25 protein-coding genes, 2 tRNA genes and 1 pseudogene are annotated in these 24131 nt (G+C 69.5%); 7 read left to right on the top strand and 21 right to left on the bottom strand.

Features of this window, described 5'->3' with window-relative positions:
- Positions 1 to 171: 171 nt before the first annotated feature.
- Positions 172 to 1155: a zinc metalloprotease gene (locus ABZ793_RS01175; RefSeq protein ID WP_357450007.1), complete on the bottom strand. Its 984-nt coding sequence runs from the start codon at positions 1153 to 1155 to the stop codon at positions 172 to 174.
- A 398-nt stretch (positions 1156 to 1553) separates the two neighbouring features.
- Between ABZ793_RS01175 and ABZ793_RS01170 the strand changes: the two genes are divergently transcribed.
- Positions 1554 to 1627 (top strand) — tRNA-Gly (locus ABZ793_RS01170).
- Positions 1628 to 1719: 92 nt separating this feature from the next.
- Here the strand turns inward: ABZ793_RS01170 and ABZ793_RS01165 are convergent.
- The 13 genes from ABZ793_RS01165 to ABZ793_RS01105 all read right to left on the bottom strand — a co-directional run bounded on the left by ABZ793_RS01165 (position 1720) and on the right by ABZ793_RS01105 (position 12049).
- Entirely contained in the window at positions 1720 to 2907 is a 1188-nt protein-coding gene (locus tag ABZ793_RS01165) for a tyrosine-type recombinase/integrase (protein ID WP_357450004.1), read from the bottom strand.
- A 2-nt stretch (positions 2908 to 2909) separates the two neighbouring features.
- The gene (locus ABZ793_RS01160) at positions 2910 to 3170 is read right to left on the bottom strand and encodes a helix-turn-helix domain-containing protein (protein ID WP_357450001.1); all 261 of its coding nucleotides are present in this window, start codon (positions 3168 to 3170) and stop codon (positions 2910 to 2912) included.
- 428 nt (positions 3171 to 3598) lie between these two features.
- Positions 3599 to 5185, bottom strand: coding sequence for a YfjI family protein (locus tag ABZ793_RS01155; RefSeq protein ID WP_357449997.1), 1587 nt, complete (start codon positions 5183 to 5185; stop codon positions 3599 to 3601).
- Positions 5182 to 5955 (bottom strand): DUF6884 domain-containing protein, encoded by a 774-nt coding sequence (locus ABZ793_RS01150; protein WP_357449994.1) that lies wholly within the window; start codon positions 5953 to 5955, stop codon positions 5182 to 5184. Before ABZ793_RS01150 ends, ABZ793_RS01155 begins: the two co-directional genes overlap by 4 nt.
- The gene (locus ABZ793_RS01145; RefSeq protein ID WP_357449991.1) at positions 5952 to 6842 is read right to left on the bottom strand and encodes a bifunctional DNA primase/polymerase; all 891 of its coding nucleotides are present in this window, start codon (positions 6840 to 6842) and stop codon (positions 5952 to 5954) included. The genes ABZ793_RS01150 and ABZ793_RS01145 overlap by 4 nt, the downstream gene beginning before the upstream one ends.
- Entirely contained in the window at positions 6835 to 7101 is a 267-nt protein-coding gene (locus ABZ793_RS01140; RefSeq protein ID WP_357449988.1) for a hypothetical protein, read from the bottom strand. The genes ABZ793_RS01145 and ABZ793_RS01140 overlap by 8 nt, the downstream gene beginning before the upstream one ends.
- Positions 7101 to 7400, bottom strand: a complete 300-nt coding sequence (locus tag ABZ793_RS01135; protein ID WP_357449985.1) for a hypothetical protein — start codon at positions 7398 to 7400, stop codon at positions 7101 to 7103. Before ABZ793_RS01135 ends, ABZ793_RS01140 begins: the two co-directional genes overlap by 1 nt.
- Positions 7397 to 7648 (bottom strand): hypothetical protein, encoded by a 252-nt coding sequence (locus ABZ793_RS01130; RefSeq protein WP_357449982.1) that lies wholly within the window; start codon positions 7646 to 7648, stop codon positions 7397 to 7399. The genes ABZ793_RS01135 and ABZ793_RS01130 overlap by 4 nt, the downstream gene beginning before the upstream one ends.
- Positions 7649 to 7789: 141 nt before the next feature.
- Positions 7790 to 9985, bottom strand: a complete 2196-nt coding sequence (locus ABZ793_RS01125) for a cell division protein FtsK (RefSeq protein ID WP_357449979.1) — start codon at positions 9983 to 9985, stop codon at positions 7790 to 7792.
- Between the two features lie 96 nt (positions 9986 to 10081).
- Positions 10082 to 11089 (bottom strand): hypothetical protein, encoded by a 1008-nt coding sequence (locus ABZ793_RS01120; RefSeq protein ID WP_357449975.1) that lies wholly within the window; start codon positions 11087 to 11089, stop codon positions 10082 to 10084.
- Positions 11089 to 11400 carry a hypothetical protein gene (locus tag ABZ793_RS01115; protein WP_357450609.1) on the bottom strand — a complete coding sequence of 104 codons (312 nt, stop codon included), beginning with the start codon at positions 11398 to 11400 and terminating at the stop codon, positions 11089 to 11091. The genes ABZ793_RS01120 and ABZ793_RS01115 overlap by 1 nt, the downstream gene beginning before the upstream one ends.
- A 26-nt stretch (positions 11401 to 11426) precedes the next feature.
- A complete protein-coding gene (locus tag ABZ793_RS01110; RefSeq protein ID WP_357449972.1) occupies positions 11427 to 11801 on the bottom strand; it encodes an RRQRL motif-containing zinc-binding protein in 375 nt (124 codons plus the stop codon).
- Positions 11801 to 12049: a DUF6284 family protein gene (locus tag ABZ793_RS01105; RefSeq protein ID WP_357449969.1), complete on the bottom strand. Its 249-nt coding sequence runs from the start codon at positions 12047 to 12049 to the stop codon at positions 11801 to 11803. Before ABZ793_RS01105 ends, ABZ793_RS01110 begins: the two co-directional genes overlap by 1 nt.
- A 578-nt stretch (positions 12050 to 12627) precedes the next feature.
- Between ABZ793_RS01105 and ABZ793_RS01100 the strand changes: the two genes are divergently transcribed.
- The 3 genes from ABZ793_RS01100 to ABZ793_RS01090 all read left to right on the top strand — a co-directional run bounded on the left by ABZ793_RS01100 (position 12628) and on the right by ABZ793_RS01090 (position 14484).
- Entirely contained in the window at positions 12628 to 13458 is an 831-nt protein-coding gene (locus ABZ793_RS01100) for a sigma-70 region 4 domain-containing protein (protein ID WP_357449966.1), read from the top strand.
- 6 nt (positions 13459 to 13464) lie between these two features.
- A complete protein-coding gene (locus ABZ793_RS01095) occupies positions 13465 to 14277 on the top strand; it encodes a protein phosphatase 2C domain-containing protein (RefSeq protein WP_357449963.1) in 813 nt (270 codons plus the stop codon).
- 100 nt (positions 14278 to 14377) lie between these two features.
- Positions 14378 to 14484, top strand: a tRNA-Ser gene (locus ABZ793_RS01090).
- Between the two features lie 161 nt (positions 14485 to 14645).
- On the opposite strand, the gene ABZ793_RS01085 is transcribed toward ABZ793_RS01090, so the two are convergent.
- Positions 14646 to 16337 carry an AAA family ATPase gene (locus tag ABZ793_RS01085; protein WP_357449960.1) on the bottom strand — a complete coding sequence of 564 codons (1692 nt, stop codon included), beginning with the start codon at positions 16335 to 16337 and terminating at the stop codon, positions 14646 to 14648.
- A 477-nt stretch (positions 16338 to 16814) separates the two neighbouring features.
- Between ABZ793_RS01085 and ABZ793_RS01080 the strand changes: the two genes are divergently transcribed.
- Complete coding sequence (locus tag ABZ793_RS01080) at positions 16815 to 17081, top strand: e9imm peptide (RefSeq protein ID WP_357450606.1); 267 nt, start codon at positions 16815 to 16817, stop codon at positions 17079 to 17081.
- Between the two features lie 166 nt (positions 17082 to 17247).
- Here ABZ793_RS01080 and ABZ793_RS01075 read toward each other — a convergent pair.
- From ABZ793_RS01075 to ABZ793_RS01060, 4 genes and pseudogenes are all read right to left on the bottom strand, one after another.
- A pseudogene (locus tag ABZ793_RS01075) lies at positions 17248 to 17505 on the bottom strand (GNAT family N-acetyltransferase); the annotation flags it as partial.
- A gap of 1 nt (position 17506) precedes the next feature.
- Positions 17507 to 17683, bottom strand: a complete 177-nt coding sequence (locus ABZ793_RS01070; protein ID WP_357449957.1) for a hypothetical protein — start codon at positions 17681 to 17683, stop codon at positions 17507 to 17509.
- A gap of 159 nt (positions 17684 to 17842) precedes the next feature.
- Positions 17843 to 18064 carry a hypothetical protein gene (locus ABZ793_RS01065; RefSeq protein ID WP_357449954.1) on the bottom strand — a complete coding sequence of 74 codons (222 nt, stop codon included), beginning with the start codon at positions 18062 to 18064 and terminating at the stop codon, positions 17843 to 17845.
- A gap of 228 nt (positions 18065 to 18292) precedes the next feature.
- On the bottom strand, positions 18293 to 20638 hold the full coding sequence (locus ABZ793_RS01060; RefSeq protein ID WP_357449951.1) for a FlgD immunoglobulin-like domain containing protein: 2346 nt from the start codon (positions 20636 to 20638) through the stop codon (positions 18293 to 18295).
- A gap of 290 nt (positions 20639 to 20928) precedes the next feature.
- Between ABZ793_RS01060 and ABZ793_RS01055 the strand changes: the two genes are divergently transcribed.
- Positions 20929 to 21726 carry a DUF4253 domain-containing protein gene (locus tag ABZ793_RS01055; protein WP_357449948.1) on the top strand — a complete coding sequence of 266 codons (798 nt, stop codon included), beginning with the start codon at positions 20929 to 20931 and terminating at the stop codon, positions 21724 to 21726.
- Positions 21727 to 21823: 97 nt separating this feature from the next.
- The gene (locus ABZ793_RS01050) at positions 21824 to 22705 is read left to right on the top strand and encodes an LLM class flavin-dependent oxidoreductase (RefSeq protein ID WP_357449945.1); all 882 of its coding nucleotides are present in this window, start codon (positions 21824 to 21826) and stop codon (positions 22703 to 22705) included.
- Between the two features lie 55 nt (positions 22706 to 22760).
- Here the strand turns inward: ABZ793_RS01050 and ABZ793_RS01045 are convergent, their stop codons facing one another.
- Positions 22761 to 23192, bottom strand: a complete 432-nt coding sequence (locus ABZ793_RS01045) for an ASCH domain-containing protein (protein WP_357450603.1) — start codon at positions 23190 to 23192, stop codon at positions 22761 to 22763.
- Positions 23193 to 23465: 273 nt separating this feature from the next.
- Positions 23466 to 24014, bottom strand: coding sequence for a phosphoribosyltransferase family protein (locus tag ABZ793_RS01040; protein ID WP_357449942.1), 549 nt, complete (start codon positions 24012 to 24014; stop codon positions 23466 to 23468).
- Positions 24015 to 24131: the final 117 nt, after the last annotated feature.

Below are 24131 nucleotides of genomic sequence, written 5' to 3'. Positions count from 1 at the left end.
GCGCGGGGGGCCCCGCGGCGGGGGGCGGGGGGGGCCCGCGCCGGCCCGTGTCGGGGGGGGGCCGGCCGCGGCCCCCCCCCCCCGGCCCCCCCCCCCCCCCGCCCCCACCCCGCCCCGAAGACGACGGTGCCGGCCCCGTCGAGCGGAGCCGGCACCGGTCGTGCGGGGGAACTACGCCGCGCGGTACGCGTTCCAGGCGGTCAGCATGCGGCTGGCCTGCCCGGCGGTGAACTGGTGCATGCAGGAGTCGTAGGTGTAGTCCATGAAGTTGGTGATCGGGTCGACGCCCGGGGCGGTGCAGGTGTCCCGGCCGGTCGGGCACTGGAACGCCGGGGATGCCTCGGGCGCGGTGTCGCTGACGCTGTCACCCGAGCCGGAGCAGCCGCCCTGGAAGGTGTGGTAGAGGTTCAGCCAGTGGCCGACCTCGTGGGTGCCGGTGTCGCCCTGGTTGTAGTTGGTGGCCGTGCCGCCCGGCAGCGACTCGCTCAGCACGACGACGCCGTCCATGCTGCTCAGCTTCCGGGTCGGGAAGGTCGCCCAGCCGAGCAGGTCGTTGCTCAGCTCGCCCAGGTAGACGTTGAGGGTGTTCTTGCCGCCCTCGCGCAGCGAGGTCTTCATCGACCGCTCCGCCGAAGAGCCCTGCACGATCGGGTACCACGAGGGGTTCGTCACCCGGTTGATCTTCTGCAGCTGGAAGCTGAACGCGGTGGCCGCGCCGCCGGTCGCCCCGCTGTAGGACTGGTTCAGCACGTTGATCTGCGAGGTGATCATCGAGTCCGGGATGTTGCCGCCGGCCCGGGTGCCGTCCCGCTGGATCACGTGCACCACGACCGGGACGGTGACGGTGGCCGTGATGGAGGCGCCGGCGCCGGTGCGGAACCGGGCGCGCTCGCGCAGGGCGGCGGCCAGGTCGGCCTCGCGCTCGCGGGTCTCCGCCAGGGTCAGCTCGTTCGGCTCGTGCTTGGCCGCGCCGCCCGCCTTGAGGCGGGAGTCCGAGTGGACGTCGGCCGGCTCGACGCAGACCTCGCTCGGGGCGGCGGAGAAGGCCGACGCGGCCGGTACGACGCCCACGGCGGCGGTGCTGAGCAGCAGCGCGAGGGTCGTCGACGCGACGCCGGCCGTACGCCGGGTCAGCAGGTTGGGACGGAGTCCCATGGGCCCACCTCTTTCTGGCCGGCGCGACAGGGGGTATGTCACGCCGTGGCTGAGAACGTTGGGCAGACGTTACAACCGATCGACGGATTTGAGAACGGCCATATGTTGCGGAGGTGAAACTTTTTCCTGGCCGGCGCCGATCCGTGATCGACAATTGGCGATGAAACGGCGATTCTCGGTAGCAACTCGCGCTGCCCGACGGCGCGGTGGCGTCGATCTTGGGTGTGCCGGTCCGCCGGCCGGTGTGAGCCACGGCACAGACAGATCATGGCCACCGTGGCGGGGCCAGCTCCCGGGCGCTGGCCGCGAGTCACCCGGTTCGCGGGGCGACACGGTGTGGCGTCGGAGGGGGTGCCTGGGTGCACCGGCGTGACGTCTCAGGTACAGTGGTGCCGCCTGCGGGTGTAGTTCAATGGCAGAACATCAGCTTCCCAAGCTGACAGTGCGGGTTCGATTCCCGTCACCCGCTCCAACGCACGAAAGCCCTGGTCAGGACGAGAGTCCCAACCAGGGCTTTCGCGTTGTCAGGAGAGCTGAAACAGGCCGTGGGCCATTAGCGGGCCATTAGCTCGCCTCGGCGGCCGGCGCGCCACCCTCCGGAGCCTGCCTCGGCTTGCGCTTGCTCGGCTTGCGCCGGGCCGCCTTCACCGCCTTGTCGATCGCATCGGCGATCCCTTGGTCGGCCTCCCGGTTGGCGTGCTGATAAATCAGCGCGGCCCGTGGGCTGTCGTGGCCCATCCGGGCCATGATGTCCCGCAGGCTCGCACCCGGCGCCCGCGACGCGAGCGTGTTGCCGGTGTGCCGCAGGTCGTGGAAGTGCAGTCCGGACGCGCCCACGGCGGCCACCGCCTCGGACCACTTGACCAGCTTGTTGAAGTTGCCGCGCCAGAGGTTCCGGCCGCTCTCGCCGGTGAACACGAACGCCTCGGATGCCTCGCCTACGTAGTTGACCATGTGCTGTTTCAGCACAGGTAGTGCGGCCTTCGGCAGCGCGACGGTCCGCACGCCCGCCCGCGACTTCGGCGGGCCGAGAATCAGACCGGTGCCCCGGTGCTCCACGAACGCTTGACGCACCCGTACCGTGCCGGCCGTCAGGTCGATGTCACACCGTTGCAGGGCCACCACCTCGCCCCACCGCAGACACCCGAACGTCGTAACCAGGATCAACGCCCGGAACCGTTCCGGCATCCGCTCGGCCAACGCGAAGATCTGCGGGACGGAAAGGACCGGCCGCTCTGCGGGCTTTTCCTGGTCCGCGCCCACAACGCGGCACGGGTTCACCCTGATCAACTCGTCCTCTTTCACGGCGGTCATCAGGATCGCGCGCAGCAGCCGGTACGCCTTCGCCGCCATGGTCAGCGACACGCCCTCGGCCAGCAAGCCCGTTCGCCACTCGCGGACCATGGGCGTGTCGAGCCGGTTGAGCGGCACACCGCCGAGGTAAGGCGTGATGTGCTTGCCGAGGGTCCACCGGTAGAGATGCACGGTGCGGGGCCGCAAGTTCGGACGTTCGGTGATCCACCGTTCCGCATAGTCCTGCAACCGAATCTTTCCCCTGTCGGGGTCGATCCACTCGCCTCGGGCCATCTGCGCCTCGATCAAGGACAGGGCACGCTCGGCCTCGGCCTTGCGGGCGAACGTCTGCGGCGCGGAACGGATCTTGCCGTCCGGGCCGGGGTAGCGAGCCTGGTAACGGCCCGACTCCCGCTTGCGGATGCTCCCGAATCTGCGGTGTCCGTCTTTGTTCGCCATGATCAGGCAACGCTCCTTAGTCCACGCCATACGGTCTCGGCAGTCATGGGCTCGACTCGGCTCGCCTGTACGAATGCGGCCAGGTCAGCAGGGTCGAATCGGATGGAGCGGCCGAGGCGGTGGAATGCGATGCGCCGCTCGGCGACCGCTCGGCGGAGGTAACGCACGCTCATCTTGATCCGCTCGGCGGCCTCTTCGATGGTCAGAAGCTCTGTGGGCAGTGCAGGCTCTGACGCGCGCTTGCCGGTGACTCGCTTAGCCATTGATGCCCTCCTTCGGGATGGCGTCGAGGTAGATGCGCTGGAACGGGCGGATTCGCATCGTGAGGGCCTTCCGGTCGGCGCTGGTCACTTCTGGAGGATCGGAGAGGTATCGCCGCATAACGGCATAGAGCGGCCCGCTGAGAGCCACGGAGACGCAAGATCTCGGGTGGGTTGAGGTAAGGCATTGGGCCGTTCCGTCTGTGTGGCTCTCAGTGGGCCGTTTCGGGGGCGTCGGTGGTCGGGGGCGGGCCGGGAGGGTCGGGGGGCGGTGACACGGTGACAGTTGGGCGTTCGGTCGGGTGTTTGTGCTGTTCAGCAATGGTTTCTGGCTGTCACCGAGGGGTGGTGACAGGTGGTGACAGCGGTGACAGTCGGCGGGGACTGTCACCGCTGTCACCGCCCTGTCACCGGGGGGTGGTGACAGGGGTTCAGGTGGTCTGAGCTGCGGAAACGCTGCTGTCGGGGGCGGTTGTCACCGTGTCACCGCTGTTACCGCCCCCGGCGGTGAGGTCGGCGGCTCGGGGGTGGACCTCGTAGCCGCCGGTGTCGGTGGTGCGGATCCAGCCATGGGCGGTGAGCACGTCCAGGACGGCGGTTACGTCGGCGGCGCGGGGTAGCTGTCGGTGACAACGACGGTGCAGCTCGCGGCGGGTGAAGGTGGTCATGCCCTTGGCCGTGACCACGCCGAGGACGCGGCGGGCGGTTTCGGTGGTGGCGTCGGCGCTGATGGTGGCGACGGCGGCCCGGTAGTGGGCGGCGAAGAAGTCGGCCAGGCGTACGGCGTCGGCCATGCGGTCGGCGTCGATGGGGCGTCGCCAGGCGTCGGTGGGGTGGTGGGCGACGTGCAGCAGCCCGGCCAGGCGCAGTGTCGCGCCGGAGAGCTTGTTGCCCCACTCGCGCATGTCGTGCAGGCTGCCGCCGGGCCGTAGCTCGGCCTCTACTTGCTCGGCGGCGGCGCGACGTACCTTGCCGGCATCTTCGGTCAGGACAACCACGGCGGGGTCGGTCCATTCGGCGAAGGTGGCGGCCAGGTCGTGCACGCGGTGGGTGTAGCCGGCGGTGACCTGTTCGGGCACCGGGGGTGTGTCGACGGGCCGGTAGCCGGCCATCGACGCCGGGAGTGCGAACAGGAACCGGGCGGGTAGTCCTCGGCCGGCGAGGCCGGCGTTGCCGCCGAACTGGCGCAGCACGACCGGTTGCGCCATGACGCACACCGTGAGTGCCGGCTTGTCGACGCTGGCACCTTCGCGGGTGGTGCGTTCGTTGCTCATCGGTTGCCCGGCGTGGCCTTTGAGGTAGGGGTCGAGGTTGGGGGCACCGGAGTAGCGGCCGGCGAGGGTGTCGAAGATGCCGCCCTCATCGCTGATGATTGCCATGCGTCCGCCGTTGGTGGCCATCAGGTTGATGAGGGCTTCGGGGGTGGCGTCGTCCACTATGAGTTTCGGCAGGCCGGGCACGGTGATGGCCTCGGCGGCGATGGCGGCGGCCACCGCGTCGGCCGCCGCGTCGTCGCGCTTGCCGGGGTCGGTGGCCTTCGCGGCTTGGGCCTTGGCCTGTTCGGCTTGCCGTTCGGCGATGTCGCGCAGCGCGGCGGCCTCGGCGATGCGGGGCCGCATCGCGTCGGCGAGGGTCGATTGCGCCGCGAACAGGGGCGCGGTCATGGCCCGGTGAACCGGGCTCTTGCGCTCACCCGGGCCGGCGATGACGGCGGCGAACACGTTTACCGGCTCACGCCACCCGGGCACCGGCTCGACCTCCAGCCGCCCGCCCGCGCAGGCGGACAGCACGGCGACGGCAAGAGTGCCGGCCATGGCAGGGTCGGTGGCGGTGAACCGGGCAACCCCGGCCGCCATGTCGCCCAGCCAGCGGGGGAACACGTCGAGCGGGAACGGCGGGATCGCCGTGGCCGCGCCGGTCAGGGGCACTGGAACATCCCACAGCGGGCCGACGCCCGGTGGCGCGTCGGTGGCTTCCGAATCGTCGGTGGCGACAAGGTGCAGGCGGGCGAGCGTCATGCGGCACGTCCTTCCGTGAGTGGTGCGGTGGGGCGGGGGTTGGTGACAACCGGGGTTGTCGGTGTGCGCGCCAGCTCGGTCAGCACGGCCATCTGTTCGGGCATCCCGCGCGTGCCATCAAGGGGCCGGCGGGCGTGCGGCCACACCGCCGACACCGGGTCGGCGTAGTCGCGGCCAGCGAGCACGGTCACGGTGCCGGCCACGTCGATGCCCATGCGGCGTGCCTGCGCCCGCAGCGTCGAGGCGGTGACCGCGCCGGGTTGGCCCATGCGCAGCTCGTACGGCTCGATCACGGTGTCCGGGGTGAGGAGCCCGTAGCGGGCGGACAGGATGACCAGCCGCCCGCCGAGCCGGTCAGCCGCGCGGCGGCACGCGCGGTGGTAGCTGCCGGTGTACATCCGCCCGGCCGGTGCGGGCCGGTCGAGCTTCGCCACGCCGCACGGCACGATCACCACCGCGTCGTCACGGCCCATCACGCTGCGACGCATCCGGGCGTTCACGGGGTCGGCGTATGCCTTGCTGGCGGCTTGCCGGGTGGTGCCCAGCGCCCGGCCGACGTCGGCGTACGACCAGCCGTCAATGAGTACCAGGTCGACCGCGAGCCACTCGCGGGCTTCCCGGCACGCGGCTTCCAGCGCGGCCAGCGCGGCGAGGGCATCCGAGGGCGTTTGGGCAGCAGTCAGCGCGGCGGCGTGGTCGGCGACGTGAGCGGTTGCCGCGTGGAGCTGGGGCGCGCGGTGACAACTGCGGTTGTCGCCGGGCCGGGTCACGCCGCTACCCCTTCGGCTCGGAATCCGCCACGGATGGCGGCGCGGATGTCTCGGTCGGTCTGTTCCGCTTTTCGGCCGGCGTCGGTGAGGGCGGCTATGGCGTCGTCGTAGCTGATGGCGTCGGCGGCGACCATGCGGGCGACGCCCCGGGCTACGCCGTAGAGGGTGGGGCGGCGGGTGCCCTCGGGGGCCGTGGTGATCCGGTCGAGCAGTACGGCGAGAAGCCGATCGGGGTGGGAGATGCCCCCCGCCTCACGCAGCCGGGTCGGGCCGGTCACGGCCGGGGCGGGTGGTGCCGGCGGCGGCGTACAGGCCGTCAGCAGGGCGGGGGGCATCTCCTTCACGGGCTGGCCGGGTATCCACCGGTAGGGGCGGCTGGTGCGCGGGTGTACCGATGGGGGAAGCACGACGTAGCCGCCGTCGGCTTTCACGTCGATCCCGGGGCCGAGTCCCTGGCCGGGCTTGCCCTGACTGCACGGCACGTGCCGTCCGGGGTGCCGGTAGTACAGGTGCAGCCCGCCCGACCCGGTACGCACTCGCGCGGTGCACGGGGTGAGGCCATCGGCGATGAGCAGGGCGAGGGTGTCTGCGCCGCCATGGCCAGGGTCGATGTCGACCACGACCAGGCCGGACGCCGTGCCGGTGCGCAGGGCGAGTTGCCCGCGCGGCACGGCGTCCACGATCGCCGCGACCCGGTTCGGGTCGGTGGTGGCGGCGTAGAACCCGTGGCAGGTCAGACAGTCGCAGGCGTCTCGGTTGTGGCCGGGGTCCTCTTCGGCCTTTGGGCATGCGCGGCAGTTGGCGACAGGTCGTTTGCTGGGGCCGAGCATGAACACCGGCCACCCGTGCGCGGCGTAGGCCAGGGCAGCGGCGAGCAGGTCAGGCACCGGGCTTCTCCTTTCGTGTGGTCCGGCGGGTGCGGGCGGCGTCGAGGTCGATCAGCGGCGCACCCTGGGCGGGCCGTGGGGCGTGCCTGCGGGGCGCGGGCGCGGTGGTGACGGCCAGACGCAGATAGGCGCGGTAGCGGCCGGCGTCCACGCCGACCAGCGCGTGCCAGTCGCTGACGTAGGACACGTAGGCGGCGGCGGTCAGTGCCTGGATAGCGGCGTTGAGTTCGGCCGGGGTGCCGGTCAACCAGATCTCCATCAGCCAGCCCTCCGGGGTGCGGGCCGGGCGGCGACGGCGGCGCGGGTGACGGTCTGCCGCAGGTCGCCGAGCAGCCCCACCAACTGGCGGCGGGCGGCCACCTCGCCGGGGGCGAGGGCGACCCTGACGCGCACCTCGGCGTGATCGCGGCCGGCGGCGGTGCGGACGCGCACCAGGACGGCGCGGGCGTGGCCGGCCACGTCGACCACGATTTCGTCGGATCGGTGCTCGCCGAGGCCGCAGCGGTGGCCTCGGGCGCACCAGTCGGTGTGACCGTCGCGGCTGGTGCGGCGGTTCATCGCTTGCCTGCCTGGTACTCGTCCTTGATGTGGTTGATGGCGTGCCGGCCGACGCGCAGCCGCAGCCCGGTGCCGGCGCAGCGTCGGCACTCCCGCCCAGCACGGGCGAGCGGGGACCGCTTGCGGCCGGTGCCGTGGCAGGTGCGGCAGCGACCGAACGGCGCGGCCACACACACGGCGAGGTAACCGAGCGTGAGCAGTGCGAGGGTGAGGCAGGGGGTGGTGGCTAGCAGGGTGCGGGGGGTCATGACAGCCTCCAGGGCCGGTTTTAGGGCGTGTTCGGGGGAGGCCGCTAGGTTCCTAGCGTCCTGATCAGGGTTCGGATGGCGTCCTAGGGGCGGTCCTAGGTCTAGGAGCCCTCTGGTCCTAGACCTAGGACTAATCCGTGGTTAGCTCGCGTCCCGCTTTCGGTTACGCTCCGCGATGGCAGCGATGATGGCGGCGCGTTCGAAACCGCCCCGGTTGGCGCCCTTGCCGGTGTCGGGGTCGGTGCCCCACGTCTGGCCGACCTTCACGCCGAACGGCTTGAGCGCGACGGTGACTCGCTCGGCGTCCCACCCGTCGTAGACCTCGGGCCGCAGCTCGGCCAGCCGTGCGGCGACGGTGCGGCACCACACCTTGGCTTCGTTGGCGGGTACCACGGCGGCGATGTCGTCCAGGAGGTGGAACGACAGCGCCGGGGCGGTGGCGGGTTGCTCGCCCAGGGCGTGGCCGGTGATCCGCCCGGCGGCCTCGCGGGCGGCGCGGGCGCGGGCGGCGATCCGCTCGGCCATCGGCCCGTCGATGTTGACGGTGGTGGTGATCCGGGCGTCGGCTCCCTCACCGACGAAGTAGCCGGTGCCCTTGTCGGTCCAGGCGAACATGGTCGCCCGGATGCCCTGCTTGTACTGCGAGGTGCCCAGCACCATGTCGTTCTCGGTCTGGCCCATGACCTTGAGGCAGAACCGGGTGGACGCGTTCGCCGAGATTCCGGTGGGCAGGCTCTTAGCGTCGGGCCGCTGGGTGGCGAACACGGGAATGATCCCGAGGGCCGGCCCACGCTTCACGAGGTCAGTGCTGATGGCCTCAAGCTCCTTGCCGTACTCGGGGTGCTCGAACCACTTCTGGCACTCGTCCACCCCGATAACCAGCGGGTGCAAGCCAAGGGACTTCTTCGACGCCAGCTCGGGCGTGACCTTGTTCTCCGGGCACAGGTCCCGAGGGAGGTCGCGGATCACCTTGGCGCGGCGGCGCAGCTCCTCGCGCAGCTCCCGCATGCCGGCCACGGCGTACTCGATGTCCTCGTCTTCCTCACCGGCGCGGTAGCGGTGGGCGACCTGCTCCAACGCCGACAGGTCGCCGGTGCCCTTGAGGTCGTAGGCGTGGATCTCCGCACGCGGGTCCAGCGCGGCGATCAGCAGCACTTCCCGCAGCGTGAACGTCTTGCCCATGCGCGGGATGGAGCCGATGACCATCGCCATGAACATCAGGGTCAGCTCGACCCACCGGCCGCGCGGGTCGGTGCCGAACGGCTGCGGCCGGAACAGGTCCACGGTGCCGCCCTTGAGCAGCGGCCACACGGGCTTGCGGGCCTTGGACATGTCCTGATCGCCCACCCACAGCACGAGCCGTCCGGGGTGCACCTCGGGCTGCCCCTCGGGCCACACACACCCGAGCGGGCGGCTGAGGCCGGCGGCGAGCTTCTCCCGCTTCTCGATGACCTCGGTGGCGGTGACGCCGTTGGGCAGTTCTACATCGGCGCGCCAGCCGGGGCCGTCGCGGGTGATCGGGGCGGGGAACCAGTCCTTGCCCCGGTCGCCCTTGGCGATGGCCTGGTTGATGCCGGTGATGCCGAGGTTGCCCAGCGCCCGCACCACCACATCCGACGTGAGCTTCTGGACCTTCGGCACCATCACGGCGGTGTCGAGCAGCGGCTTGTCCGCCGGGCGACCCAAAGCGCCGAGGGCCGCCAGGAGCGCGGCGAGGGTGGCGTACCGCGCGCCGGGCGGGGCCAGGGCGTAAGCGATACCCAGCGCCGGGAGCACGCCGAGCACCACGGCGGCGGTGACAAACCCACGCCACCGCACGCGCTGGTCACGCAGCTTCGACGCCTTGAGGTACATCTCGGCGTCGCCCTTGTCGGCCATGAGCTGCCGGACGTGCTCGCCCTGGAGGTCGAACAGCCACCGCCCCCACCCGGTCAGCAGCCGGGCCGCGCCGCGCGGCGCGCGCCACGCGAGCTTGCCGGCGTACTTCGGGGCGCGGGTCAGGTGGTACGCCCCGGCGTGGAACAGGTGCCCGATCGTCCAGCGGGCCGCGTCGCGCAGCTCGGCGCGCGAGCGCAGCCACGCCGGCACGATCGGCCGACGCTTCGCACCCTGCAACCCCGCCATGGTGAACCGCGGGGACCGCTGCGCCTCGGGCGAGTCGACCAGCCGCCCGGGGGCGTCGGCCAGGTCGCCGCCGTCATCCGGGCCGGCAGGTGCCTGCCGGCGGGACCGAGCGGCGTCCAGGTCCACCACCTCGGCGTCGCGGTCGGTGGAGTTGTGCAGGTCGCGCTCTGCGGCCTGCCAGTCGAAACGGTCGTCATCTCGGGGGGACGTCATGATGGGTGTTCCTCCATCTGATCCGTGAGGGTCGGGGGATGAGGGCCGGCGGCACGGCACAGGTTGGGAAGCCGGGGGCCGTGCCGCCGGGCGGGGCTAGGCGGCGTGCGGGACCGGTCGTGAGCCGTTGATGACGGCGGCGACGCGGTAGGCGCGGGTCTTGTCCCCGCGACCGCGCATCACCCGCCGATAGATCGCGTAGCCGCTCGGGTCGGGGTCCAGCGCGCCGGTGGTGATGGCGTGGTGCACGGCGTCCAGAAGCTTCCGGTCGTCGGCGGAAAGCTCGACCATCGCCGGGGCGGTGTCGGGGTGTTCGTGCAGGTTGATGCCGTCCGGACGCCCACCGCCGGGCGGGTCGGTGAGGGCGGCGATCGCGGCGGCGAAGTGGTCCTGAATCAGGGTGATGACGCTCGCAGCGGCGAACGCCAGCAGCGGCACCAGCAGGTGCAGCACGATCGACGCAACCTGCTCGGGCAGTCCGCCGGGGAAGCGGTGCGTCAGCTCGGGGGCGACGTTCATCGCGGTCGTTGCGGCCAGGAGGCCGTATTCGACGCGCTTGACGATCGGTTCGGTGACCTGCCGCATGACCGCCGACAGGTGACCCCGGGCGATCAGCAGACCAACCAGCAGAATCGAGAACGCCGGGTCGACCAGCCACGCGACCACCCACATCGGCGACCACGGTTCGGCGTGGCCGGCGGCGAACCGCTGAACGTTGACCATCGTGAACAGCAGCGCGAACACCAGCGCCGACCACGCCATAGCCGACCACCGCGCCCGCTGGCGCATCAGCCGCACCGCCTGAACATCCGGGTCCAGCAGCAGCCGGCGCAGGTGCCGGGCCTCAGCGGCGCGGGCGGTCCACCGCTGAACCCGCTTCGTCTCTCCGGCCCGCACCGCCTCCCGGGCGGACTGAGCGGCGGCGTCGCGGCGCGCCCGGCGCCGCTCGGCCCGGCCCGTACGTGCCGGCGGCGCGGTCGGCTCGACGGCGGCCGGCGCGGTGTCGCGCGCCGCCGGGGCGTCGTCGCCCGCGTCGAGGGGGGCGGGCAGCGTCCCGGCGGGCACCAGCAGGTCACCGTGCCGGGTGAAATCGATCGTGGTCATCAGGCCACCGCCAAGGCGGCGAGCTGCTCGGCGGTCTGCGCGTCGAGGTGTGCGCCGCCGTGGGTGTACTCGATGGCGTGGGCGTAGATCTCCCAGCCGTGCCACGTCGGGTACGCGTTCATCGCCCGGTACGGGCGGCCGTCGTTGTCGGTACCAGCGTGCTCGGCGCTCAGCAGGTCCGGGCTGTTCAGCCCGGCCAGGTCCAGCCAAGAACGCAGCTCGGCGATGCTGTCGAAGTTGATGTCCAGTGAGATGCCGTCACCCCGGGTGCGAATGTCGGTCGGGTTGGACAGCAGCAGCAGTTCGGCCATCACGGCGCGTCGGTTCTTGCGGATGCTCACATGGGCTCCTTGGTCAGGTGGGAACAGGTCAGGCACTCGCCGAGCGAGCGCGGGATGTAGTAGGGCCGGACCGTGCCGCAGGTCGGGCAGGTCCGGCGGGCGGTCAGCGCCTTGCCGATGGCGGCGCGTTGGGCGGGGGTGGCGGTGCGCTTCGGTCGGGCCAGGTCGACCCGGTACAGGTAGGCGGCGCGGGTACCGCCGACGCCGCGCCAGAGCACCTGAGCGGCGACCGGCTGACCACCGGGCCGTAGGCCGGCGGCGCGCAGTTGGCGGCGGGTGGCGTAGCCGGGCGGGGCACCTCGCCACCAGTAGGTGGGGATGCCGTACCGCGCCCCGTCCGGGTCATGGAATGCGGCGCGGATGCGTGACATCAGGCCACGCGGCGCGGGCCGGTGGTGCGGTCGGCCAGCTCGGCGGCGGCGCGGGTAACGCTGGCCTCGGCCCGGCGCAGCCGCCGCCAGTCCAGGACGGTCGGGCCGCCGTGGTCCTCGGCGTAGATCAGGGTGATTTCGGCGTCGAGCACGTCCAGTTCGGCCGCGATCAGCGGCCACTCCAACTCGATCGCGGCCAAGTCGGCGGCGGTCGGCTCGGCGGTGACGGAAACGAGGTGCTTCCTCACGGGAAACCTCCGGTACAGGTCGATACAGCGGGGGAACCCTCGGGGCAGGCCGTGACGCAACCCGGCCGACGCGGCGTGTTCGGCGGCGTGGCTGGTTGTCGCGTGGAGCTGGGGCGCGCGGTGACAACTGCGGTTGTCACCGGTCCGGGTCCACGCGGCGGATCGCCACCGCCCGTCCCGAGGTCGTACAGCGCAGACGCCGCCCTTGCCCAACACCCCGCTCGCCCCGGCTCTGCACCAGGGGTCGGCCACCGCGTGACTCAAGGCGGGGGTCTACCGAGGACGGCTGTCGTCCGCGCTTTTCCGTCGCTGTGAAGTTCTCAAGACACGAGTGGCAAGCGGCGTCTCATGGGCGTACGACCACGACGTGTCGCCGTTCCCCGAGCCATCCGGCCGGCTTGTCAACCCCCCTCAACCCTGTCGTCCAGGGGGCTGGTGGCGAACAGTTGAGCACGCGTCGTCCAGGCCCGTCAACCCCCCTCAACACTGGAGTTGCCCCGGCTTACCTCGGTGGCCGGTGTTTGGGCCGGTCAAATCGCCTCCGGTAGAGTTAGGCCCCTTGACGAAGGGAGCCCGGGGTGAAGGACCCTGCATCGGTGGCAGGCGTGGCCGACGCTCACGAGCGGGCACAAGCGGCCCACGGACTGATCGACGACTATCAAGCGGCCATTGGCGAACTATCGCGGATTCGCCGCGAGGCGCTTGAGCACTTGCTTGCCGGCGGCATGACGCAATCGCAGATTGCTGAACTGCTGGAAGTTTCTAGATCGCGCGTTTCGCAGCTGCTATCCGCCGGAACGCGGCCCGAACGTGCATTCCTTGGCACAGGCCGATTGACCGTTGCAATCGGCGGCAAGCAGGAAGCAGGTCGCCACGACCCCGGAGACGTACTCTCGGCCGAGAGTTTCGCGGCTTACAACGCTCTCTCAGAATTGGCTAGGAGCGTCGGGTTAGACGCAAGCTACGAGGTAGTTCCGCCGCCCGGCTTCGTGCATCTCAACCGCCCGAATCTCATCGTTCTCACCTCACCACGCCTGCTACCGTTTGTCGGGCAGGTAATGGAAGCCGATCCACACCTCCGCTTTGCGTCGGATGATCGCGGCTGGTATCTCATGGACGGCGAGACGGAATATCGGTCACCTCGGGATGATGGCCACTCAGCAGACTACGGCTACGTCGGCCGCCTGCCGCGCCCCGACGGCAAAGGGTCGTTCCTTTATCTTGCCGGCACTCATGCACAAGGGACCCTCGGCGCTGCACAGTTTGTCGCCGACAACCTTGCCCAGCTATACAAAGAATTGAAGAATCGCCGTTTTTCAACCATCATCCGCTGCGAATACGACGCTAGCAACCCAAGGAAGGTCCTTGCTTGCGAGCGCGTGACACCAATCTACCGGCACGAAAGCTGAGCAAGCATGCGCATCCTTGCAGCGTCCGAACCATCCAAGGCAGACAAACTTAACGAGGACTGGTTTTCGGCCTCGCCGAACTTGGTCGTAGTGCTCGACGGTGCTACAGCGCGTACTGATACGGGCTGCATCCACGGCGTTTCCTGGTACGCGGCACGACTCGGCGCGTCGCTGTCTGCGCACGCTAGCGACGCTTCGATAGCGCTCCCGGCTGCACTAGCCGCAGCCATTGACAATGTCGCTAACCAGCATCGAGAGTGTGATCTAACTAGCCCCGGCACCCCATCGGCCGCAGTGGCGGTGCTCCGCCGAGCGCAAAGCCACTTTGAATATCTGGTACTCGGAGACGTAGGCATCATCCTTGCCTCCAATTCGACCGTAAACGTCATTATTGACGACCGGGTGGACAAGACTGCACAGCTTGAGCGTCGGGCAGCAGACAAATATCCTATCGGATCCGCAGAAAAGGCCGAAGCGCTTGTCCGTATGAAGCATGCCGAACTGGCTGCACGAAATACGCCAGGGGGTTTTTGGGTCGCTGCCGCCGACCCCGCAACCGTAGACCATGCCCTTATAAACAAAGTGCCAGTCAGCAGTGTTGATCGATCAGCGGTCTTAACCGATGGCGCAGCACGCCTCGTCCGGATGTTCAACGAGGCTAGCTGGAAGGACATGTTAGAGCTGCTGGAAGATCGAGGGCCGAGCGAGGTCCTACGTCGAGTGCGTCAACTCGAAGCTTCCGATCCTGTCGGATTCAAATGGCCACGCAACAAGCAGAGCGATGACGCCACCATCGTCTACCTAGCAGACCTTCAATAAAGTCCGCTGCAAGAAGCGCAATAGCCGGGGCCGGACCAAGAGGTTGCGGCTCCGACTGATGCCTGACGTGCCCAATGCGTGCCAAAGTGCTCGCAGAGCACCCAAGTGGATCAAGAGAAACACGAGGTCACGAGGCTGATCGAGACCTGCCGTAACGCCGCCCTCTGGAGGCGGGGGTGCAGGTTCGAATCCTGCCGAGGGGAACCAGAGTCGACCAGCACGAAAGGCCCCTGAGCAGGCAAAATCCGGTCAGGGGCCTTCATCTTGTGTCCGGCGGAAGCGAGGGGTGGCACTGCCGACCCCTCGCCAAACGCGCTATCGGACGAGGGTCTTAACCGAGGCAGCCGGAACAACTCTCTACGAAGCTCTCAACCTTCGACTAACTGCCTGACGAACCGATGTGCCCCCACGGAATCCCGGTGAAGCCCTTGGGAGAGAACGGCGTTTACCCACTTAGGACCGTGACCTCCCGCACCCTTCACGAACGACTCCAGCTCCCCATAAGGTGAGACGAACACACCAATATTAGTAAGCTTATTGAGTAGCTCCTGGCATGAGCGATATGGCTCTCCATGTGGGACCGATTCTAGCCCGGTGTCCTTCGCATCCTCCCATCCATCCTTGAACGAGAAGAGCCCTGCTACTGCCTTGCTGGTTTGTCGATCCAAGTCCGCCTCGTCGCCTGGCAAGATCTCTTCCAGCTTCTTTCGAAGCCCCGAGATGGGCTTGGCTACCCGCTTACTGCTGATGGGGCCGGCGAAGCGTGACCTGAGCTGCGCGAAATCGCCCCAATCACCTCCCGAAGCTTCAACCAAACGCCGAAAGCCAATTTCGTCACGTAGCATGTCGAAATCGGCGGCAGCCACTACATCTACGCCTACGCTGCGAAGCGCAGAAACCGCCACATGTATCCGATCCTTCCCCCCAGCTGGAACAAAGAGCACATCAGGCTGAGGGAGACCATGCTCGGCAACGAGATAATCTAGGACTGCCGCAAAAAAGCGGCAATCGGAGTCACTCTCTGCCACCACGACGCGATCGTAAAAAAGGCCGTCGAAGATCCTTGAGTACCTAAGGAGAGGGTCCGTCCAGAGAACCTTTGCCTGCTCGGCACCGATTTGCCTGGCGTGATTGATGCCGCCCTCGCGAGTAAGCCGAACGACAGTAACCTCGGCGGGGCCGTCGAGCAGGCCCCAGAGAAAATCCGTGTCGTGGGTTGCGATAAACAACTGAGAGCGGTTGTTCATCGCCAAATCACTGACCAGTCGGCCAAGCGCACGCCTTTGCGGCGGATGGAGAAACGCCTCAGGCTCGTCAACGGCAATAACGAAATAGTCTTGCACTAGCATCGTCAGCGCCAAGCCGAGGAAGCTGCGCATCCCGTGCCCCTGATCCGCTAGGGCGGGAAGTGACTTCTCAGCTTCGGCGTACGCCTTGGTGGGCCGGTTAACGGGGGGAGGCTCCACGTTAGGAGTCCCCAGCCTCAACATCGATGAGGAGCCAAGCCGTTGAAGGGTTACAGGACTCCCAAAGACTGATTCGCAGATCTTTGAAAACCTTTCCTCAAGTTCGCCGTCCTGGTACAAAAAGGCGACAGGGTGGCTTGGAACGTCGTCGTCTATGTACCCCGACCCCCCAACTTGGACGCTCACAATCCCGGCGCGATTGTCAACGTCAGCAAAGAATGTTAGGAGGTTTAGCAGACCGCCTCCAAGGTAGCCCCCCTGCGAATACTCCCAGGCCCCCTTGACATCACTCCAGCGGACCTGAGTGCCCATCCGGCGATACACTTCCTCCAGTTGGTTGCGCTCCTTATGCGCATTCGCCTGAAGCCACTCATGAAGATCCTGTGACGTGCCCGATGTGTTGAAGGAGACATCACGGACGACCGCTGATTCATTCTTGGCGTGCTCAGACGTAAGGCAACTAAAAAGGCCGCGAAGAGTGGCGGTTTTTCCACTGTTGTTTGGCCCAACAACGACGGTAATGCCTCGGGCGGGAGTGGTGATGCAGGTTTGGTCGCTGAACGTGACTGAGGAGATCGAGAAGTCGATGGCCACCCGGCAATCCTGCCGGAAAGCTCAAGTCGGCGCGACCCGGCGCGCTAGTCATGCACACGAACTCGCCAGTCACGCATCTGACCTTTGTGCCGAATACGTGCCGAACTTGAGCCCTGTCGTCCAACTAGCCTGACATTTGCCCAGCTCAGCGACGGCATAAGGCATGGCAAGGGCGCCCCCCTCCGGAGGCGGCGGTGCGAGGGGCGATACCTAGGAGGTGCCCCCCGCCTGGTCGGGCCATTAGCGGGCCATTACGCCTGGCCGGTCGAGGTCACTCCAGGCCACCCGAAGGGGTGCCGAGCTGGCAGCAGTGTCGATCGTCAGCGGATCTTGTACGGTTCCCAAGCTGACAGTGCGGGTTCGATTCCCGTCACCCGCTCCAGCACGAAGGCCCTGACCAGGACGCGAGTCCCAGTCAGGGCCTTCGACGTCTCACGGGCTGCGGCCGATGCCCGTGCCATTGGCGCGCGGTCGGAGGTGAGCGACCTGGCAGCGAAGCTGACCCGAGACGAGGCGATTGCCCTCATGGATCGGATCATGAGGGGCGACTACGCGGACGACGCTGAGTTGAACGGATGGCTGAACCAACTTGAGCGAGACCTCGTCTGCCCGGACGGCAGCGTTTCCGGCCTGATCTTCTGGGCTCAGCCGGAGCTGACCGCTGCTGAGGTCGTTGACCGTGCTTTGGCATATCAGCCGATCGAGATGCGGTCCACACCGTGGACGGAGCCGTCGACTGCCTGAGGAGCGTGGGGTCAGTAACGCAGCGGTCAGCCTTGCTGGCGGAAGTCCAGCATGAAGAAGACCTGTCGTAGCGGCGTTCGCCGACGGCGACGAAGCCGGGCAGACGGCCGTATTCGGTGAAGCCCAGCGACCGGTAGAGGTGAAGGGCACTGGTGTTGTCGCCACGGGCGTCCAGGGTGAGGACCTCGATAGCCGCCTCCCGGCCGTCAGCGATCAAGGCAGCGGTCAGCGCCCGACCGACACCACGACCATGGACAGCAGGATCTACCGCGATCTTCTCCAGATCGGCGTGTGGCCGATGCGTCGGTCGGGCGTAGCGGAGCCAGTACCCCAACCCGACAAGCCGACGGTCGAGGTAGGCGACGCGCAGGGCTGCGTCCCCGGCCTGCACCGCGGAGACGACGTGGCCGAGAAGTTCCGCCACCTCATCCCCGCGAGGGTGGTTCGACCCAGCCCAGCGCGGCACCTCCACTGACCAGGTCCGCCAGGATCTGGTGGGCCGACTCCGCAAACCGGGCCTCCAGCTCCGGATCGGAGGTCAGCTCCATGGCATCAACGATGGCGGGCTCGGTGGTCGCACCGCTCGTCATGGCCGGATTCATGACCGCCAGGCTAGCCAGCCCAATGCCCAGCTGAGACCCCCACGCTCCAGCCAAGCCGCTACTGACCCAACACTCCTAGCCTCACTTGTGCCGCAGGTCGTCAAGTGCAGCTCCGGCTGCGCCGAGGTCCGTCAGATGCCCCACCAAGGGCTCTTTAACTCAGGGTGCCGTAGGTGGGTACTCAACGACCGGGACACCATGGGCCCGCATGTTACGCAGCACAGCTGCAGCCAGATCATCGTCGCACATCAGTGCGGCCACTCCGGTCCGGCGGTTATAGGGCAAGCCGCCATCGTCGTTCCCGTCGCTTGGCAGGATCACCCAGTCCGGGTCGCTACCGTCCCACAGGTCGGAGTACGCGTCGAGGCTGCCGGCATTCACCAGCTCATAGTGCCAGGAGCGACTTCGCCCGATGAGGAGTCCGTCAACGCCTGAATCCCGGGGATGAGTGACCCTACGCGCCCAGCTCATCGTAGGCTGACGATTTCTTCACGGAAAGGGCCGCAGTGCCAGCAAGAGAGCTCGGCAGGCTGCACAGATGGACGGCGGTCCCTGGAGACGGCGAACCGGGCGGAACGCCCGGGGACAGCGCCGTCCGGCGCGATCATGTCAGGAGCACCTGATCACGACCAGCTGCGGGCGGTCGCCGATGTGGCACTCGTGGCTGAGCTTCATGGTCCCCGACCTGGTGAGGGCCGCGCCCTGCCCGTCGGCCGGCGTGGCGGTCAGCGTCCACGTGTAGGTGCCGTTGGGCATCACGCGGCGGCGGTCGTCCTTGCCAGTCCACGCCGTGGCCACCACACCGCGCGTCAGCCCGCCGGAGAGGGTACGGACGACGGCGCCGCTGGTCTGACTCCTGATCACGAGGGTCCAGGAGGCGGCCGGCTTGGACAGCCACCACTTCGGGCTCCAGTGCCCGGTGGCGTCCTTGACGTGCGCCGAAGTGGCGACGGTGGCGTCGAGCTGGGCGAGGGGCGAGACCGGGACGCCGCTGGGGACCAGGTGGATGCCGTCGTCGGCGCCGAGGTGGGCGATGACGCCGGTGTACGGGTCGACGTCCCAGGGCCGCCACGACGCGAACGCCCCGGCGGTGTGCGACCTCGGCGTCCCGTCGCGGACGTCGGTCACCTTGAGCTGCCCGTCCACCTCGGACGCGACGAAGCCGTCGCCGAGCTTGGCCCACGACCAGTCGTGTCCGGACACGAGTCGCAGGTTCGTCCGCTTGACGGTGTCGTAGACGCCCTGACCCGACGCCGAGCCCACGCAGGTCCACAGCAGCCAGCGCCCGACGGCCTGGAGGTTCTCCAGGAGGCACCCACTCCCGAACCACACCTGAGCGCCCCGCTGCCCCGTCAGCAGGTCGACCGGGGCCACGGCGTCGTTACCGTCGCGCACCCACAGGGTGGTGCCCCATAGCGCCTCGACGGAGGCCGTGGTCGTGAACACCGTGGCCCCGGTGTCGACGTCGACGACCCGGGTCTCCGTACCCGTGCCGCCGACCACCGTGAGGGCCGCGAAGCGGCCGCCGACCGCCGCCACCGCGTGGTACGTGCGGGAGCCGTCGATCCGGGTTCCGGGCATGGGCTGGTTCGGCCCCAGCAGGTGGGGCTGCCGGTCGTCGTCCGTACGCCCGTAGCTGAGACCGGAGACGACAGTCCGGCCGTCTCCGGTGTCGTGGAGGTCGGGGCACGCCGTGGTGTCGCAGCTGGCGGGTGCGGGACCCCGGGCGGTGCGCGCCCCGACCGCGAGGGAGCCGGTCACGCCGATCTCCCGGGTGTAGAGGTGGCGCCGCTTCTGCCAGGCGTTCTCCTGCTCCAGGGTGTTCAGCCGGCCCTGGGTGAAGGTCAGCCCCGACACTGCCTGGAGCTTCCGCGGGTAGGCCTCGGCGGCCTTGCGGACCGTCACGTCGCCGCCGTCCGCGGCCTCGACGACGAAGATCCCCCACCGGTCCACGTCGGGGCCGCCCTGCACCAGGAGCCGGCCGTCCGGGGTCGGCATGGGGGAGCCACCCGACCTGGTCAGCAGCGTCTTGACCGTACGCCCGTCGAGCGCCACGGCCTCGACCCGCCAGACCGGGTCCAGGTAGTTGAAGGGGCCCAACGAGGGGTCGTGCCGGCCCACGACGAGCGTCTCGCCGACCATGCCCAGCACCTGTGAGGCACCGGTCAGCGGCACCGTCCGCGGGGTGGCGGTGAGGTCCGCGCGCGAGTGGACGGAGACGGTGCCGTCGTGCAACCACAGCAGATGGGTGGAGGTGAGCACGACGGTGCCGGTGCCCCTGTACGCGGCGTACGGGAGCGGGATCAACCGGCCCTGCTCGACGTCGAGGAAACCGGTGTGCGGCGTGCTGCCCACCTGGTACTGCACGACCTGGCCGCGCGCGTCGCCCAGCGGGCCCGAGATGTTGGTCGCTGCCGTGACCCCTTCGGGGACGCCTGCCACGGCACGTCGGGTGACGGAACCGTCGTCGTGGGAGTCGAAGAGATGCCAGGTGTAGTGGCCGGTCGACGCGTCCTGCGCTGTCGTCACGACCGTCGACCCCAGAGTGCTGACGTACGTGTGACCGAGGGGGATGGCGACCGTACGCGACCGACCGGTCGTCATGTCCCGCAGCGTGACGGTCCTGTCGGTGAAGTTCGGGGTCGCGACGATGTCCGAGCCGGCGCCGAAATCCGGGACTCTGAACGCGTCCGTGAGGGACATGTCGAGCTTCGTGTCGACGCCGGCGTAGCTCGTCCACAGGTATTCGAGCGTGGGCTCGTGCCGGAGAAACCCCGATGGGCCGGCGCTCAACAGCCGCGTCTGGGGGGACAGGACGTAGCTGGCGGGGATGACCACCTCTCCCGCGACCGGTTCGGCCCGCGCGCTGCCGGCCGACAACGGGCTGAGACCAACGGCGAGCGTGAACGACACGGCGGCGGCGATGCCGGCGCGGATGAGCGAGCCTCGGACCACGCTCGTCCTCCCTGTGGGACAGAGGATGAAGGGGTTCCGGCCACGAGCCGGACGACGTCTCGCCGGGAGGCTGTTCCTGCGGCGCATCGATGCGGTGGCAGGTCACACATCAGCGATCCGCGCCGGCCGGAAGCCCCAGGCAAGTGGCGGGAGCTTAGCAGTCGAAGCCGCGCCGGGACGGCCCCATCCACTACGGATCCCGTGCCGTGCAGGTGGCAACCCCGACCCAGCCCGCGTCACCCGCCGCGGCGGGTCGGAAGTTCGTCGTACGGGCCTCCTACGCTCCTGCCATGATCAGGGACCTGCCGCGCCTGCTCGGATCGTTGCCACCGAGGACGTTGCCGCCCGGCCGCCTCGTCGAGCCGGAAGACGGCGGACCGCCGCCGTACTGGTTGAGCGAGGCCCCGGTCGGAGCCGCGCTCTGGTCGCGGCTGCGGTCACAGCACCGGCAATCCGGGCTGTGGCCGCTGCTGCTGAGTGGGCTGTCGAGCGAGGAGACTCGTCCGTGGGCCGACGGGGAGGTGTTCCCGGCCGGCATGTCCTCACCGGACCGCCACGACGCAGCCGAGTTGCTGGCTCGGTGGTGGACCGCGCACACGAGGCCCGACGGGGACGACATGCGGCCAGCGGCCGAACGCGCCGCCGTCACCGCCCCCTTCGGTGACCGCTGGCCCGGCCTCGCCGTGCCCGGTGACGCCTCCGGGTCACCCGATGAGTTCGCCGACCAGTACGCGGAGTTCCTCCTGTTCAAGCCGGCACGTCTTGGGCTCGTGCCGGCCGCTCGTGGCGCGGACACACTCGCCGTCAGCGGCTGGTCCGGTCCCTTGAACTACACCAACGACTCGGGAGAAATCTCGGCGGTGGTCCGGAGCTGGGAGGATCGCTTCGGGGTCCGAGTTGTCGGCGTCGGATTCGACACCCTCCACCTCAGCGTCGCCGCCCCACCGACCTCGATCGAGCACGCCTGCCAGGTGGCGGCCGAGCACTTCGCCTTCTGCCCCGACAACATCTGGCAGGGTGCCGGAACGCTGACTGCCTACGCCGAGAGAATCCGGGGCGCGCACTCCTGGTCGTTCTGGTGGGACTAGGCGGCCCCGACCCGGCGGGCCGGCATGAACTGAGGCTGCGCCTCCCACCGACGGTTGTGGTTCCGGCCAGGGCCGGCGTCGGCGTTAGGCTGCGATCATGCGGATTGGCATCGTGATCCTTCCCGACCAGCGCTGGTCCGACTCGCAGCGCCGTTGGCGGCAGGCGGACGAGTGGGGCTTCGACCACGCCTGGACGTACGACCACCTGGGCTGGCGGGACCTGGTCGACGGGCCGTGGTTCGACTCGGTGACCACGCTGACCGCCGCCGCGACGGTGACCACCCGCATCCGGCTCGGGACGCTGGTCGCCTCGCCGAACTTCCGGCATCCGGCGGCGTTCGCCCGGCAGGTCACCGCGCTCGACGACGTCTCCGGCGGGCGGCTGCTGCTCGGCCTCGGCGCGGGCGGGATCGGCTTCGACTCGGCCGTGCTCGGCGGGGAGACGCTCCCGCCGCGCCAGCGCGTCGACCGGTTCGCCGAGTTCACCGAGCTGCTCGACCTCATCCTGCGCGAGGACGGCACCACCTGGCGCGGGGACTGGTTCACGGCGGTCGACGCGCGCAACAACCCGGGCTGCGTCCAGACGCCCCGGGTGCCCTTCGTGGTGGCCGCCAACGGGCCCCGGTCGATGCGGCTGGCGGCCCGGTTCGGTCAGGGCTGGGTCACCACCGGTCCCGGCGGGGACGACCTGGAGAGCTGGTGGGACGGGGTGGCCGAGCTCTGCGCCCGGATGGACAAGACGCTCGCCGCGGCCGGCCGCGACCCGGGCACCCTGGACCGCTACCTGTCACTGGACTCGGCGCCCGTCTTCTCGCTGCACAGCGCCGAGTTCTTCGCCGACCAGGTCGGCCGGGCCGCCGCCCTCGGTTTCACCGACGTGGTCACGCACTGGCCCCGGGCCAGCAGTTGGTACGCCGGTGACGAGGCCGTCCTGGTGGACGTGGCCACCCGCCTGCTGCCCGAGCTGCGCCGGGGCTGACGTCCCCGGCGCGCCCGTTCGGCTCAGTGGCCGGATTCGGCCCGGCCGGGTGCCCTCAGGTGCCGAGGTCCCCGGTGGGGATGCCGCCGTCGCCGGCCGAGACCAGCCGGAACCGGATGCAGACGACCTCGCTGTCGTCGGTGACGGGGGTGCCGACCCGCGCCCAGTAGGCGGCGTGCCCCGCGCGCCACTCCTCGATCGAGCGGTCGCCCTCGCCCTCGGACCGGGCGAAGTCCCAGGTCACCTCGGCGAAGCGGACCACCTCGACGCCGGTGACCTCGACGACGCCGACCAGCGAGTCCTCGTCGTCCACGAGGGCCAGCCGCTCGCCGACGCGCTCCAGCTCCTCGCCCTCCTCGGCGTACTCGGTGAGCAGGCCGGCGGTCGCCGTCTTCACCCCGCCGAGCACGAGGGTGTTCAGGCGCGTCCGCAGGTCGCCGGGAGTGCCGAGAGCGAGGGTGCGCAGTTCACCGATCCGAGGCCACATCCTGCCGACGCTACCGCCGTCGTTGATCTCGTGCCTGGGCATTGGTCGCCCGCCGGCGACCCGTTCGGCGGTACGGTCGGCCACCGCGCCGCTCTGCTGGTGGGCGGCACGGGCGACCGATCCTGGGAGGGCTTTGTCGCCCGCCGGCTCATCCCGCACGTGCTGGAAGTCGAGCAGGCCGGCCACGCGCTGACGGTGCCCGGCCCGATGGCCGCTCGGCGGAGGTGCTCGGCCGGGTCCGCACCGGCACGGCGGTCGAGTGGTTCGTCGGGGTCACGTCAGGTCGTCGCCGCTGACCAGCCCCCGGATCCGCAGCTCGGCGGCGACCGCCGGCGGGCAGTCGAGCACGACGGCGGCGGTGCCGACCGGTTCGGCGCCGCGCGCGGCGCAGATCTCGTACAGCGCACGGACCTGGGCTCCGGTGGCGACCCAGTCGTCCACCACCAGCACCCGGTCGCCGCGGTCGAGGCCGTGGTCCCGGACGGCCAGGTCCACCCGCCTGCCGCGGAAGTCCGGCGGGCTCTGCGCCCAGGTGAGCGGCCCGGCGGGCAGCCGACCGTCGCCCGGCTTGTGTGCCGGCACGAAGCCGACTCCGAGCGCCGTGGCGGCGAGCGGACCGAGCAGGAACCCCGTCACCGCCGGCGCGACGACCACCGTGGGCCGCGCGGCCCGGAACGGCTCCACCAGGGCCGGCCCGAGCCGGGCGAGCACCTCGGGGTCGCGCCACCAGCCGGAGACGTCGCTGACGAGGTGACTGGCGCCGGGGCCGGGATCGATCCACCGGACCAGCTCGGCGAGGCGTCCGCTCAGCTCGGGGGGCATGCCACCCATCCTGCGGCAACCGGCGCGGCCCGCGCAGGCCGTGGCTCGCCCGGGCCGCCCGGCCCACCTCGGGTCGGATGATCGGCTACACGTATCACCGCAATTGCGGGCAAAACA

This window comes from Micromonospora sp. NPDC047465, assembly GCF_040643125.1.
Classification (GTDB): domain Bacteria; phylum Actinomycetota; class Actinomycetes; order Mycobacteriales; family Micromonosporaceae; genus Micromonospora.
The sequence above is the reverse complement of the archived record's forward strand: the minus strand, read 5'-3'. Positions and strand labels throughout refer to the sequence as shown.